5 protein-coding genes, 2 tRNA genes and 5 rRNA genes (1 of these 12 only partly in view) are annotated in these 15141 nt (G+C 48.3%); all 12 read left to right on the plus strand.

Annotated features, from left to right (window positions below):
* A 23S ribosomal RNA gene (locus EYS13_RS03020) occupies nucleotides 1–2481 on the plus strand (it extends 619 nt beyond the left edge of the window).
* Nucleotides 2482–3086: 605 nt separating this feature from the next.
* Nucleotides 3087–3201 (plus strand): 5S ribosomal RNA (gene rrf, locus EYS13_RS03025).
* Between the two features lie 79 nt (nucleotides 3202–3280).
* On the plus strand, nucleotides 3281–4162 hold the full coding sequence (locus tag EYS13_RS03030; RefSeq protein ID WP_227765806.1) for a cell wall metabolism sensor histidine kinase WalK: 882 nt from the start codon (nucleotides 3281–3283) through the stop codon (nucleotides 4160–4162).
* A 216-nt stretch (nucleotides 4163–4378) separates the two neighbouring features.
* Entirely contained in the window at nucleotides 4379–5749 is a 1371-nt protein-coding gene (locus EYS13_RS03035) for an APC family permease (RefSeq protein WP_227765808.1), read from the plus strand.
* 21 nt (nucleotides 5750–5770) lie between these two features.
* Nucleotides 5771–6667, plus strand: a complete 897-nt coding sequence (locus EYS13_RS03040; protein ID WP_227765810.1) for an acetamidase/formamidase family protein — start codon at nucleotides 5771–5773, stop codon at nucleotides 6665–6667.
* 647 nt (nucleotides 6668–7314) lie between these two features.
* Nucleotides 7315–8877, plus strand: a 16S ribosomal RNA gene (locus EYS13_RS03045).
* A 335-nt stretch (nucleotides 8878–9212) separates the two neighbouring features.
* Nucleotides 9213–9289, plus strand: a tRNA-Ile gene (locus EYS13_RS03050).
* An 88-nt stretch (nucleotides 9290–9377) separates the two neighbouring features.
* A tRNA-Ala gene (locus tag EYS13_RS03055) sits at nucleotides 9378–9453 on the plus strand.
* 327 nt (nucleotides 9454–9780) lie between these two features.
* Nucleotides 9781–12877 (plus strand): 23S ribosomal RNA (locus EYS13_RS03060).
* A gap of 323 nt (nucleotides 12878–13200) precedes the next feature.
* Nucleotides 13201–13315 (plus strand): 5S ribosomal RNA (rrf, locus tag EYS13_RS03065).
* Together the 16S, 23S and 5S rRNA genes with 2 tRNA genes alongside form the textbook arrangement of a ribosomal RNA operon.
* A 329-nt stretch (nucleotides 13316–13644) precedes the next feature.
* Nucleotides 13645–14070: a DUF3842 family protein gene (locus EYS13_RS03070; protein WP_227765813.1), complete on the plus strand. Its 426-nt coding sequence runs from the start codon at nucleotides 13645–13647 to the stop codon at nucleotides 14068–14070.
* A gap of 113 nt (nucleotides 14071–14183) precedes the next feature.
* Nucleotides 14184–15113, plus strand: coding sequence for a cysteine synthase A (cysK, locus tag EYS13_RS03075; protein ID WP_227765814.1), 930 nt, complete (start codon nucleotides 14184–14186; stop codon nucleotides 15111–15113).
* The last annotated feature ends 28 nt before the right edge of the window (nucleotides 15114–15141 follow it).

A 15141-nucleotide genomic window follows, 5' to 3' on the forward strand; every position in this document is an offset into this window, starting at 1 on the left:
CGGCGAGTTACGATAACAAGCGAGGTTAAGCGGAAGGAAGCGGAGCCGGAGCGAAAGCGAGTCTGAATAGGGCGGAAGTTTGTTGTCGTAGACCCGAAACTGAGTGATCTACCCATGTGCAGGGTGAAGCGGGAGTAATGTTTCGTGGAGGCCCGAACCGACCGACGTTGAAAAGTCGGCGGATGACGTGTGGGTAGGGGTGAAATGCCAATCGAACTCAGAGATAGCTGGTTCTCCCCGAAATAGCTTTAGGGCTAGCCTCGGGCGATGATTTATGGAGGTAGAGCACTGAATAGGCTAGGGGCCCAAACAGGTTACCGAACCTTCTCAAACTCCGAATGCCATAAATTTAGCCTGGGAGTCAGACCATGGGTGCTAAGATTCATGGTCGAGAGGGAAACAGCCCAGACCAACAGCTAAGGTCCCGAAGTGTGAACTAAGTGGAAAAGGATGTAGAGTTGCCCAGACAACCAGGATGTTGGCTTAGAAGCAGCCACCATTTAAAGAGTGCGTAATAGCTCACTGGTCGAGTGGCCCTGCGCCGAAAATGTAACGGGGCTCAAGTTCACCACCGAAGCTTTGGCAAGGGGACGTGTCACTGGTGTTTTTGGGAGAAGAACAAAGCCAAGCATTTAATTTCGCAAATCAACCGAAGAAAGACTAAAAAAGAATACAAAAGAGGGAAGGATTTGCGAAAAAATGTTAGCAAGGGGCTAAAGTTCAAAATCCAAAGATAGCAGTGACATGTTTCCTTGGGTAGGGGAGCGTCCTGTTAGCGTAGAAGTCGTGCTGAAAGGCATGGTGGAGCAAACAGGAGTGAGAATGCCGGTATGAGTAAGCGAAAAAAGAGGTGAGAATCCTCTTCGCCGAAAGCCTAAGGGTTCCTGGGGAAGGCTCGTCCACCCAGGGTAAGCCGGGACCTAAGCCGAGGCCGAAAGGCGTAGGCGATGGATAATCGGTTGAGAATCCGATGCCACCCATTAACCGCTTGAGGAAGGGATGACACAGGAGGGTAGGTTAAGCGCACGGTTGGAAGAGTGCGTCCAAGCCAGTAGGGTGTGAGACAGGCAAAACCGTCTCACGAGAGGCCTGAGAGGTGACGGGGAGCGAAAGAGAAGTAGCGAACTAACTGATCCCAAACTGTCAAGAAAAGTCTCTAACGAGGGGAATGGGTGCCCGTACCGTAAACCGACACAGGTAGGTAGGGAGAGAATCCTAAGGCGCGCGAGAGAACCTTCGTTAAGGAACTCGGCAAAATGACCCCGTAACTTCGGGAGAAGGGGTACCTCGGTATCGTGAGTATAGAGCAAATACGAGCGAGAGGAGGTCGCAGAGAAATGGCCCAGGCGACTGTTTACCAAAAACACAGGTGCCTGCTAAATCGAGGAGATGAAGTATAGGTGCTGACGCCTGCCCGGTGCTGGAAGGTTAAGGGGAAAGGTTATCCGAGAGGAGAAGCTTTGAACCGAAGCCCCAGTAAACGGCAGAACCGTACCTATAACGGTCCTAAGGTAGCGAAATTCCTTGTCGGGTAAGTTCCGACCCGCACGAAAGGCGTAACGATCTGGGCACTGTCTCAACGAGGGGCTCGGCGAAATTGTAGTACCCGTGAAGATGCGGGTTACCTGCGACAGGACAGAAAGACCCCGTGGAGCTTTACTGTAGCCTGACATTGGGTTTTGGTACGTCATGTACAGAATAGGTGGGAGACTTAGAAGCTGGGACGCAAGTTTCAGTGGAGTCGGCGTTGGGATACCACTCTTGAGGTACCGGAATTCTAACCAGGCACCCTAAACGGGTGTTGGGACAGTGTCAGGTGGGCAGTTTGACTGGGGCGGTCGCCTCCCAAAGAGTAACGGAGGCGCCCAAAGGTTCGTTCAGGATGGTTGGAAATCATCCGGAGAGTGTAAAGGCAGAAACGGACTTGACTGCGAGACTGACGAGTCGAGCAGGGACGAAAGTCGGGCTTAGTGATCCGGCGGTACCGAGTGGAAGGGCCGTCGCTCAACGGATAAAAGCTACCCCGGGGATAACAGGCTTATCTCCCCCAAGAGTCCACATCGACGGGGAGGTTTGGCACCTCGATGTCGGCTCATCGCATCCTGGGGCTGAAGTAGGTCCCAAGGGTTGGGCTGTTCGCCCATTAAAGCGGTACGTGAGCTGGGTTCAGAACGTCGTGAGACAGTTCGGTCCCTATCCGTCGCAGGCGTAGGAAACTTGAGAGGAGCTGCCCCTAGTACGAGAGGACCGGGGTGGACAGACCGCTGGTGTACCAGTTGTCGTGCCAACGGCACAGCTGGGTAGCTAAGTCTGGAAGGGATAAGCGCTGAAAGCATCTAAGCGCGAAGCCCCCCTCAAGATGAGGTTTCCCATGGAGTAGTCCAGTAAGACCCCTGGAAGAATACCAGGTAGATAGGCTAGGAGTGGAAGCGCCGTAAGGCGTGGAGCTGACTAGTACTAATTGGTCGAGGGCTTGACCATAAAAGCCATCAGCCGTCAGCTGAGAGGCAAGAATCCTTTAAAGCCAATAATCGCTGTGCAGTTTTGAGAGAACAAAATAGCCGGCAGCTGTCAGCCATCAGCTGTCAGCTAAAAACAAAAAGACTAAAAAGAAATGATTGGGAAGCTGAAGGCTGACCACAAAGCAAGCAGAATAAGGTATTTCTGGTGGTAATGGCGGAGTGATACACCCGAACACAATCCGCCCACGGAAGTTAAGTCACCAGCGACCGAGCGAAGCGAGGGAGTCCCTGTGGGACGCCGAGTTCGGCGCTGGAGGTGGCGCTAAAAATGAATAAAGCATTTCTGGTGGTAATGGCGGAGTGATACACCCGAACACAATCCGCCCACGGAAGTTAAGTCACCAGCGACCGAGCGAAGCGAGGGAGTCCCTGTGGGACGCCGAGTTCGGTGCTGGAGGTGGCGCTAAAAATGAATAAAGCATTTCTGGTGGTAATGGCGGAGTGATACACCCGAACACAATCCGCCCACGGAAGTTAAGTCACCAGCGACCGAGCGAAGCGAGGGAGTCCCTGTGGGACGCCGAGTTCGGCGCTGGAGGTGGCGCTAAAAATGAATAAAGCATTTCTGGTGGTAATAGCGGAGGGGATACACCCGTTCCCATTCCGAACACGGAAGTTAAGCCCTCCAGCGCCGATGGTACTAGGGCACGAGCCCTGGGAGAGTAGGTCACTGCCAGAATCTAATTTTTAAGCCTAGCTACTTATGTAGCTAGGCTTTTCTAGTTAAACTTTTTTGCTACATAAGGGAAGGAAAATGCTTGCCAGCGCTAATACATTATTACCTATTATTGGTTATGATGGCAAAACCCCTCTTAATAGTAGTTGCGCAGGATGAACGTACAGGTAACATTATTGCTAAGCAGTTGCATGAATTTACCCAGCAGCATATTAATATAAAGGTAGAATGGTTGGAACAAGGAATAAAAAACCTGGACAAAGCTGATTTAGTTCTGGTTACCTTACCGACCTACGCAAGCATCGTTGCCAAGCAGGTCAAGCCGGGAACTGATATCTTGGTAGTTCGTCGTACCTTGCTTTTAGAAAGCTGGGAAAGAATTCTCAGTATACCTTCTCAAACTAAAGCCATGCTTGTTAATGACACCAAAGAAGCTGCTGAAGAAACTATTGCACTGCTATATGAGCTAGGTGCCAAGCATTTGGAGTTATTTCCGGTTTATCCTGGGATGGAACAGATTCCTGATTTGGAGTTTGCCATAACTCCCGGCGAAAAGGAATTTGTTCCGGCTAAAGTCCAAAGGATTATCGACATAGGCCACAGGGTAATAGATGCGGGTACTGTGGCTGATATTTTAAGCAAATTTAACCTTCTTGATTTCCAAACGAATAAAAACTTGGCCCGGTATATGGAAAAAACTCTTCCCCGTAGCCCGGGGCTAAAAAGTACCATTAGCTGGTTGACGGATATGCGTCGACAGGTAGAATCAATTTTGGACATAATCAATGAAGGAGTAATAGCATACGATTTTTCTGGCAGAATAAATTTTTTTAACCGTCTTGCTGAAGAAATATTAGATAAAAACAGGCTGGAAACTGTTGGGCAAAAGATACATAAAAATGCCAGAATTCGTATCAAAAGTAAACGAGACAAAATGGTTGTAATTTGGTTAAAAAAGGGATAAAAAATGGTTAGAAACGGGTTAAGTATAGTTATTGTAACCCGTTTTTATTTTTGCAATTAATAAAAACATACAATTATTAAGTATTTTAGCGTTTCATATATGCTGTTATTTGCTGGTATGTAATTTGCATATATTAAAAGGGGGAGGTGGTTGAAAAAGAGTGATACTGCTTGAAACTCAAACTTCAATAAAAGGAAAAAAGGAGGAGCGAAAAAGTTGCAAGGACAACAAAATAGTCTGGGATTGGCCCGAGTAGTAAAAAGAACAGCCTTAACTTTTACTGCTTATGCTACTGTAGTTGCTTCAGGTTTTATGATAGGGATCGGAGGTACAGCCAGTACAGCCGGCCCATTGGGAATGTTATCCTACTGGCTAGTAGGTGGCATTTCAACCTTTGCTACGGCATTTGTCTTTGCTGAACTGGCTACTATGTTCCCTAAATCCGGCGGTATTTGGGAATACACTAAGCAGGTATTTGGCATAGAGAGTCCCATCTCTTATATGGTTGGCTGGATGTACTGGTTTGCTCTTTTATTTGGGTTAAACTGCGAAATTGTATCTGCGGGTTACTACACTAACTGGCTATTTCCACAAATCCCTCAATGGGTGGGCGGACTGGTAGTTGTAATTATCTTTTTGGCCCTCAATTACCGGGGTATTCAACTTTCCAGCTTAGTGGAAGCAGGTTTTGGTGTCATTTTAATTACTTCTTTTGCCACTTTTGTTATTTTCGGTTTATTTAATATCAACCCAGCTCTATACAGGGATTTTGCACCTAACGGTACCGTATTGCCGTTCCTAAAAACTTTGCCTTATGTGGTTATTGCCTTCTGTGGTTTTGAGATTGTAACAACTATGGCTGAAGAATCAGTTAACCCGGAAAAGGATATACCTAAAGCTTTAATTGGGGCAGCTACTTTTTTAACGGTACTTTTTGGCTCTTTTTCCACAGTAGTTTTTGGTTTGGTTCCCTGGTCCGAGTGGAGTCTTTACACTTCTACTAATGCCCCGTTATTATCCATTGGTTCCGCAGTTCTGGGTGGTGCAGGTATTCTCTGGCTAAGCGTTCAATCCTACGCAGGTTCTCTCAGTACAATTAACGGCGGTGTGATTGGACAGGTGCGGATGCTTTATGCAATGGCTAGGGAGGGATGGTTTCCCCAAAGTTTCACCCGCCTACATCCTAAGAACCGTGTTCCGGAAGTACCTCTTTGGATCACCGGCGCTTCTATGGTTATAATTTCGTTATTACCAATGGTATCTAATACAGCTTGGACCTGGGCTGCTTTTCTTGGTGTGTTTGGGTATGCATTGATTTATATGATGGCGGCAATTCTCCTAATTTACTTAAGGGTGAAGCGGTCGGATTTACATAGGCCCTTCAAATGCCCGCTTTATCCAATTACTCCGCTGGTAGTAATTGTTGTTTTTGGTTTAACTTTATTTTACTCCGGAGCCCAAATCAATATCGTGGGCACTGCTTGGGCGATAGTAGGAATATTAATTTACTTTATTGTAGGAAAACCATTACGTCATAAATTAATAAGAGAGCAACAAACCGGTACTACGAAAACCTTAAACCAGTAGCTTGGAAAGCGAGGTACCATTATGCATATTATTAATGATGAACAAGCTGTTTATGTTTTAAGCCCTAAAAATCAGCCTGTAGCGGAAGTAAAGCCTGGCGATGTGATCAAATTTATTACTATGGACTGCTTTAGTAATCAGATTAAAACAGAACGGGATTTATTCAGTTCTATTGGCTGGGCAACTATTAATCCTGCCACAGGCCCGGTCGCTATTGCCGGAGCTGAACCAGGTGACACGTTGGCGGTTAAGATTGATGATATTCAAGTAGCTGAGCAAGGTGTCATGGTGACTGTCCCTGAAATGGGGGCTCTAGGAAAAATTTTAAGCACTACAGAAACGAAAATAGTACCCATAAAGGATGGCAAGGCTATTTTCAATGATAAAATTACTATTCCCATTGACCCCATGATTGGGGTAATCGGCACAGCGCCGGAAAAAGAAGATATACCTTGTGGAACTCCTGGCCGGCATGGAGGAAATATGGATACGAAACTAATAAAGAAGGGAAGTACAGTCTATTTGCCGGTTTTTGTGCCGGGAGCAATGCTGGCTATGGGAGATTTACATGCCGTTATGGGTGACGGTGAGGTATCTATTTGTGGGGTGGAAATTCCAGGGCAAGTAACGGTCACAGTTGATTTAATTAAAGGGAAACAAGAAATGTGGCCGATTTTGGAAACACCGTTAGCCTGGTATACAATAGCCTCCGCAGAAGACTTAGATCAAGCTGCAGATTCAGCCTTAAATGCAATGGTTGATTTTTTAGGAAAGCGAGCAGACTTTAAACTTAACGATCTGGTTTCATTGCTTAGCATTGCAGGCAATTTAGAAATAAGCCAGGTAGTAGATCCGTTAAAAACTGTCCGCATGGGTATAGCTAAAGAAATTGTGCAAAACTATAATTTGAAATTTTGATCTATTAAAGCGGGGAAATAAACCCCGCCTTTTGTACATAAAAAGCAAAAGCTTGTAATAGCAATTAACAAAAGTGTTTTCTTGTGTCGTTTGCAAGTTTTATAAAAAATGTTTCTACATGTCTCCTAATATGCATTTTTGCGATTTGACAGAATAAAATAGATGTGGTAATGTAAAGAAGCGCCGTTGGTTGAGACGCATTTACACAACCGGAGGCAACGTAGAAAGACACATGGTAACAAAATTCTATTTGACAATGCTCATAAAAGGTGCTAATATATGAATTCCCGGCGCGGGAGTGCAGGGGAGGAAGAAGGAAAGAGGATGCTGCGGGAAATGCAGCGAGGGAAGAAAAAAGAAGTTGACAGAAAGCTTGCGACATGGTAAGATAAATTTTGTCGCGCGGGGGCAAAAGCCCAAGCCGCTAGCTGGTCTTTGAAAACTGAACAGTGGAAGACGACATGCCCGATTCTTTTAGCCGTCAGCCAAGAGCTCATAGCTATCAGCTAGAGTGGGGCTGGCGAAGAAATGAATCGAAAGAGAAACTCGTGAAGAGAAGACAATCGAGCCGATTGAACAAACCAAGAAAAAAGGCAGCGGAAAGTTTTTAGCTGAAGGCTGAAAACTGGAAGCTGATAGCCTAGATATCTATGGAGAGTTTGATCCTGGCTCAGGACGAACGCTGGCGGCGTGCCTAACACATGCAAGTCGAACGGGCCTTTATGAATAGCTTGCTATAAGTAAAGGCTAGTGGCGGACGGGTGAGTAACGCGTGGGCAATCTACCCTATTGACCGGGATAACAGCGGGAAACCGGTGCTAATACCGGATAAGCTTGTCCCAAGGCATCTTGGGGCAAGGAAAAGGAGGCCTCTGGAATAAGCTACCGCAATAGGATGAGCCCGCGTCCCATTAGCTAGTTGGTGGGGTAACGGCCTACCAAGGCGACGATGGGTAGCCGGCCTGAGAGGGTGACCGGCCACACTGGGACTGAGACACGGCCCAGACTCCTACGGGAGGCAGCAGTGGGGAATATTGCGCAATGGGGGGAACCCTGACGCAGCAACGCCGCGTGAGTGAAGAAGGCCTTCGGGTCGTAAAGCTCTGTCAAGAGGGACGAAGTCTATGCTGCGAAAAGCGGTATAGGTGACGGTACCTAAAGAGGAAGCCCCGGCTAACTACGTGCCAGCAGCCGCGGTAATACGTAGGGGGCGAGCGTTGTCCGGAATTACTGGGCGTAAAGGGCGTGTAGGCGGTTAATTAAGTCAGGTGTGAAAACTCTGGGCTCAACCGAGAGGTTGCATCTGAAACTGGTTAACTTGAGGGTAGGAGAGGGAAGTGGAATTCCTAGTGTAGCGGTGAAATGCGTAGATATTAGGAGGAACACCAGTGGCGAAGGCGACTTTCTGGCCTAACCCTGACGCTGAGGCGCGAAAGCGTGGGGAGCAAACAGGATTAGATACCCTGGTAGTCCACGCCGTAAACGATGGGTACTAGGTGTAGGAGGTATCGACCCCTTCTGTGCCGTAGCAAACGCACTAAGTACCCCGCCTGGGGAGTACGGCCGCAAGGCTGAAACTCAAAGGAATTGACGGGGGCCCGCACAAGCGGTGGAGCATGTGGTTTAATTCGACGCAACGCGAAGAACCTTACCGGGTCTTGACATCCCCTGAAACACACGAAAGTGGAAATAGCCATTTGGCACAGGGAGACAGGTGGTGCATGGTTGTCGTCAGCTCGTGTCGTGAGATGTTGGGTTAAGTCCCGCAACGAGCGCAACCCCTACCTTTAGTTGCCAGCAAGTGAGGTTGGGCACTCTAAAGGGACTGCCGGTGACAAACCGGAGGAAGGTGGGGATGACGTCAAATCATCATGCCCCTTATGATCCGGGCTACACACGTGCTACAATGGGCTGTACAGAGGGAGGCGAAGGAGTGATCCGGAGCGAATCCCAAAAAGCAGCTCTCAGTTCGGATTGCAGGCTGCAACTCGCCTGCATGAAGCCGGAATCGCTAGTAATCGCGGATCAGCATGCCGCGGTGAATACGTTCCCGGGCCTTGTACACACCGCCCGTCACACCACGAAAGCTAACAACACCCGAAGCCGGTGAGCTAACCGCAAGGGGGCAGCCGTCGAAGGTGGGGTTGGTGATTGGGGTGAAGTCGTAACAAGGTAGCCGTATCGGAAGGTGCGGCTGGATCACCTCCTTTCTAAGGAGAAAAGCTTAAGGGTATGACAAAAGGTCAGCCAACAGCCGACAGCCGACAGCAAAAAGACCCAAGAGAAAAACTTGGGAAAAAAGCTGATAGCTGATAGCTGATAGCTAATAGCTGAAGGCTGGGCCAAGAAGTAATACCAAAGAGCACTCCAGGTCGATAATCGGGCATAAAAAACCACTGTTTAGTTTTCAGAGACCAGAAGTCTCTGGGGTATGACAAAAGGTCAGCGATTAGCCGTCAGCCAAAAGACCCAAGAGAAGAACTTGGGAAAAAGCTGAGAGCTGAGAGCTGAAGGCCAGAGCAGTAAGTAATACCTAAGCGAATAAGGGCCTATAGCTCAGCTGGTCAGAGCGCACGCCTGATAAGCGTGAGGTCGGTGGTTCAAGTCCACCTAGGCCCACCAGAAACTAGTTTTGAGTTAAGGGAGTTGAGTATTGAGTTTGAAAAAAATAACTCAAAACTCAAAATTCAAAACTCAACACTAGAAAAGTGGGGGTGTAGCTCAGCTGGGAGAGCACCTGCCTTGCAAGCAGGGGGTCAGCGGTTCGATTCCGCTCATCTCCACCACTTAGCTTTAAGGTATGACAAAAGGTCAGCGAACAGCTGGCAGCTGTCAGCCAAAAGACCCAAGAGAAGAACTTGGGAAAAAAGCTGACAGCTGAGAGCTGAAGGCCAGAGCAGTAAGTAATACCTGAAAGCAAAAGGATGTTCTTTGAAAACTGCACAGCGAGGAAGTGACTACGGAAAGCGAACGAGAGGAAGCGAGAAGTAGTACACGCAGGTAGAAAAAAGGATTCAATCCACTAGGCGAGTCAAGAGTTAAGAGTTAAAAGTGAAGAGTTAAGAGTTGAAAAAAACTCAAAACTCAACACTCAAAACTCAAAACTCAAGGATGGTCAAGCTAGGAAGGGCACACGGAGGATGCCTAGGCGCTAAGAGGCGAAGAAGGGCGTGGTAAGCTGCGAAAAGCTTCGGGGAGCCGCAAGCAGGCCGAGATCCGGAGATACCCGAATGGGGGAACCCTACGGGAGTAATATCCCGTAACCCTATGCTGAAGAAAATAGGCATAGAGGAGCGAACCTGGGGAACTGAAACATCTTAGTACCCAGAGGAAGAGAAAGAATAATCGATTTCCTAAGTAGCGGCGAGCGAAAGGGGAAGAGCCCAAACCAAGAGCGAAAGCTTTTGGGGTTGAAGGACTCTCGGTAAATAAGTTGGAAGCTAGCCGAAGAGGTCTGGAAAGGCCCGCCACAGGAAGTAAAAGCCTTGTAGGCGAAAGCGGAAGACTTAAAGAGAGTATCCTGAGTACCACGGGACACGAGGAACCCCGTGGGAAGCAGGGAGGACCACCTCCCAAGGCTAAATACTCCTTAGCGACCGATAGCGGAGAAGTACCGTGAGGGAAAGGTGAAAAGCACCCCGGGAGGGGAGTGAAAGAGGACCTGAAACCGTGTGCTTACAAGCAGTGGGAGTACCCGAGAGGGTATGACCGCGTACTTTTTGTAGAACGGACCGGCGAGTTACGATAACAAGCGAGGTTAAGCGGAAGGAAGCGGAGCCGGAGCGAAAGCGAGTCTGAATAGGGCGGAAGTTTGTTGTCGTAGACCCGAAACTGAGTGATCTACCCATGTGCAGGGTGAAGCGGGAGTAATGTTTCGTGGAGGCCCGAACCGACCGACGTTGAAAAGTCGGCGGATGACGTGGGGTAGGGGTGAAATGCCAATCGAACCCAGAGATAGCTGGTTCTCCCCGAAATAGCTTTAGGGCTAGCCTCGGGCGATGATTTATGGAGGTAGAGCACTGAATAGGCTAGGGGCCCAAACAGGTTACCGAACCTTCTCAAACTCCGAATGCCATAAATTTAGCCTGGGAGTCAGACCATGGGTGCTAAGATTCATGGTCGAGAGGGAAACAGCCCAGACCAACAGCTAAGGTCCCGAAGTGTGAACTAAGTGGAAAAGGATGTAGAGTTGCCCAGACAACCAGGATGTTGGCTTAGAAGCAGCCACCATTTAAAGAGTGCGTAATAGCTCACTGGTCGAGTGGCCCTGCGCCGAAAATGTAACGGGGCTCAAGTTCACCACCGAAGCTTTGGCAAGGGGACGTGTCACTGGTGTTTTTGGGAGAAGAACAAAGCCAAGCATTTAATTTCGCAAATCAACCGAAGAAAGACTAAAAAGGAATACAAAAGAGGGAAGGATTTGCGAAAAAATGTTACCAAGGGGCTAAAGTTCAAAGTCCAAAGATAGCAGTGACATGTTTCCTTGGGTAGGGGAGCGTCCTGTTAGCGTAGAAGTCGTGCTGAAAGGCATGGTGGAGCAAACAGGAGTGAGAATGCCGGTATGAGTAAGCGAAAAAAGAGGTGAGAATCCTCTTCGCCGAAAGCCTAAGGGTTCCTGGGGAAGGCTCGTCCACCCAGGGTAAGCCGGGACCTAAGCCGAGGCCGAAAGGCGTAGGCGATGGATAATCGGTTGAGAATCCGATGCCACCCATTAACCGCTTGAGGAAGGGATGACACAGGAGGGTAGGTTAAGCGCACGGTTGGAAGAGTGCGTCCAAGCCAGTAGGGTGTGAGACAGGCAAAACCGTCTCACGAGAGGCCTGAGAGGTGACGGGGAGCGAAAGAGAAGTAGCGAACTAACTGATCCCAAACTGTCAAGAAAAGTCTCTAACGAGGGGAATGGGTGCCCGTACCGTAAACCGACACAGGTAGGTAGGGAGAGAATCCTAAGGCGCGCGAGAGAACCTTCGTTAAGGAACTCGGCAAAATGACCCCGTAACTTCGGGAGAAGGGGTACCTCGGTATCGTGAGTATAGAGCAAATACGAGCGAGAGGAGGTCGCAGAGAAATGGCCCAGGCGACTGTTTACCAAAAACACAGGTGCCTGCTAAATCGAGGAGATGAAGTATAGGTGCTGACGCCTGCCCGGTGCTGGAAGGTTAAGGGGAAAGGTTATTCGAAAGGAGAAGCTTTGAACCGAAGCCCCAGTAAACGGCGGCCGTAACTATAACGGTCCTAAGGTAGCGAAATTCCTTGTCGGGTAAGTTCCGACCCGCACGAAAGGCGTAACGATCTGGGCACTGTCTCAACGAGGGGCTCGGCGAAATTGTAGTACCCGTGAAGATGCGGGTTACCTGCGACAGGACAGAAAGACCCCGTGGAGCTTTACTGTAGCCTGACATTGGGTTTTGGTACGTCATGTACAGAATAGGTGGGAGACTTAGAAGCTGGGACGCAAGTTTCAGTGGAGTCGGCGTTGGGATACCACTCTTGAGGTACCGGAATTCTAACCAGGCACCCTAAACGGGTGTTGGGACAGTGTCAGGTGGGCAGTTTGACTGGGGCGGTCGCCTCCCAAAGAGTAACGGAGGCGCCCAAAGGTTCGTTCAGGATGGTTGGAAATCATCCGGAGAGTGTAAAGGCAGAAACGGACTTGACTGCGAGACTGACGAGTCGAGCAGGGACGAAAGTCGGGCTTAGTGATCCGGCGGTACCGAGTGGAAGGGCCGTCGCTCAACGGATAAAAGCTACCCCGGGGATAACAGGCTTATCTCCCCCAAGAGTCCACATCGACGGGGAGGTTTGGCACCTCGATGTCGGCTCATCGCATCCTGGGGCTGAAGTAGGTCCCAAGGGTTGGGCTGTTCGCCCATTAAAGCGGTACGTGAGCTGGGTTCAGAACGTCGTGAGACAGTTCGGTCCCTATCCGTCGCAGGCGTAGGAAACTTGAGAGGAGCTGCCCCTAGTACGAGAGGACCGGGGTGGACAGACCGCTGGTGTACCAGTTGTCGTGCCAACGGCACAGCTGGGTAGCTAAGTCTGGAAGGGATAAGCGCTGAAAGCATCTAAGCGCGAAGCCCCCCTCAAGATGAGGTTTCCCATGGAGTAGTCCAGTAAGACCCCTGGAAGAATACCAGGTAGATAGGCTAGGAGTGGAAGCGCCGTAAGGCGTGGAGCTGACTAGTACTAATTGGTCGAGGGCTTGACCATAAAAGCCATCAGCTGGCAGCTGAGAGGCAAGAATCCTTTAAAGCCAATAATCGCTGTGCAGTTTTGAGAGAACAAAATAGCCGGCAGCTGTCAGCCATCAGCTGTCAGCTAAAAACAAAAAGACTAAAAAGAAATGATTGGGAAGCTGAAGGCTGATCACAAAGCAAGCAGAATAAGGTACTTCTGGTGGTAATGGCGGAGTGATACACCCGAACACAATCCGCCCACGGAAGTTAAGTCACCAGCGACCGAGCGAAGCGAGGGAGTCCCTGTGGGACGCCGAGTTCGGCGCTGGAGGTGGCGCTAAAAATGAATAAAGCATTTCTGGTGGTAATAGCGGAGGGGATACACCCGTTCCCATTCCGAACACGGAAGTTAAGCCCTCCAGCGCCGATGGTACTAGGGCACGAGCCCTGGGAGAGTAGGTCACTGCCAGAACCTAATTTTTGGGCCTGGATATTATCCGGGCCCTTAATATTTCAGTGCAGGGTATATAACGATGATGGCAGTATATAAAAAGCTGCCTTCCAATAAACATGGTCCCATAGAATAATAGGACCGTCCTAAAACAAAATAGGAAGGTAGGCCGGTTACGTGCTTTTGAAATTTACGATATATTTGTAGTAAGGTAGCTTAGAACCTCCCGTTCAAACATATCCCTCATTCCTCGGTTGAACCGAGGATTTTTTTTATCTAATTGTAAGAAGAAAGACATAATTTATGTTAGAATTAACCTGTTAAACCATCAGGTTAGGGGTAGATCAAATATGAAAATTGCAATTATTGACGGCCAGGGTGGAGGTATAGGCAAAAATCTAACTGAAAAAATAAGGCAAGAACTTGGTGACAAAATTGAAATAATTGCGCTTGGGACTAATGCGCTGGCCACTTCGGCGATGCTAAAAGCTGGTGCGAATGACGGCGCTTCAGGAGAAAATGCCATTGTGCAAAATGTAAAAAACGTCCAAATTATTGTGGGAACCATATCGATCTTAGTTGCAAATTCTATGCTAGGAGAATTAACTCCTGCTATGGCAAAGGCCATTGGTGAAAGTCCGGCCCTTAAAATTATATTGCCCATAAATCGATCTAATATAGAAATTATTGGTGTTAAAGGAGAGCCGTTACCTCACCATGTAGAACAACTGGTAGCAAGATTGAAACAGCTTATCGTAGGTGAAAATAATGTATGAGTAGTCATGTAATGGCATGGCTATTTTTTCTAAATGGTTTGACATCTTGGTAATCTATTGATAGTATTATATACATAAAATCCGATAAAATAACTAAGAAAAGGAGAATGGAAATGCGCGTCGTCAATAATGTTACAGAGTTAATTGGATTTACTCCCATGGTTAGACTCAACAAGTTAACCGGTCCGGAAGATGCTACTGTATTTGTTAAACTTGAGTTTTACAATCCTGCCAGCAGTGTTAAAGACCGCATTGCGTACAGCATGATTAAAAACGCTGAAGAACAGGGGCTCTTGAAAGAAGGTTCAGTAATTGTGGAGCCCACCAGCGGGAATACTGGTATTGGACTGGCTATGGTCGCAGCTGCCAGAGGGTATCGTCTTATTTTAGTGATGCCCGAGACTATGAGCATTGAACGAAGAAAACTTATGGCAGCTTTTGGTGCTGAGTTTATTTTAACTCCTGGTTCCGAGGGAATGAAAGGGGCGATTAGTAAAGCCCAGGAAATTGTGCAGGATAATCCTGGGTATTTTATGCCACAGCAATTCGAAAACGAAGCAAACCCGGAGATTCACAGGCAAACTACTGGGAAAGAGATTTATGAGCAGACTGCGGGAAAAATAGATGCTTTTATTGCTGGAGTTGGAACAGGTGGAACAATAACAGGAGTGGGGGAAGTGCTAAAACAACACATTCCCACAGTGAAGATAGTGGCTGTAGAACCTGCGGCTTCCCCTGTTCTGTCTGGAGGCCAACCTGGTGCCCATAAAATTCAGGGTATTGGTGCAGGATTTGTTCCGAAAGTACTAAATACAGATGTTATTGACGAAATTGTTCCAGTTAGCAATGAAGATGCTATGGAGACCGCACGCAGACTTGCCAAAGAGGAAGGTTTACTCGTTGGCATTTCTTCAGGTGCTGCTGTCTATGCCGCATTGCAACAGGCTAAGACGTTAGGGAAAGAAAAGGTAGTAGTAGTGGTCGCTCCGGATACCGGTGAACGCTATTTGACAACCGAATTATTTAAATTGCCCCACGAGTAAAAATAAAGCTCCTTCAAACGAAGGAGCT

This window comes from Zhaonella formicivorans, assembly GCF_004353525.1.
GTDB lineage: Bacteria > Bacillota > DUOV01 > DUOV01 > Zhaonellaceae > Zhaonella > Zhaonella formicivorans.

Coding starts and splice junctions, on each gene's coding strand:
- cysK (WP_227765814.1), top strand. CDS start 14,184: ATGCGCGTCGTCAATAATGTTACAGAGTTAATTGGATTTACTCCCATG.
- EYS13_RS03070 (WP_227765813.1), top strand. CDS start 13,645: ATGAAAATTGCAATTATTGACGGCCAGGGTGGAGGTATAGGCAAAAAT.
- EYS13_RS03040 (WP_227765810.1), top strand. CDS start 5,771: ATGCATATTATTAATGATGAACAAGCTGTTTATGTTTTAAGCCCTAAA.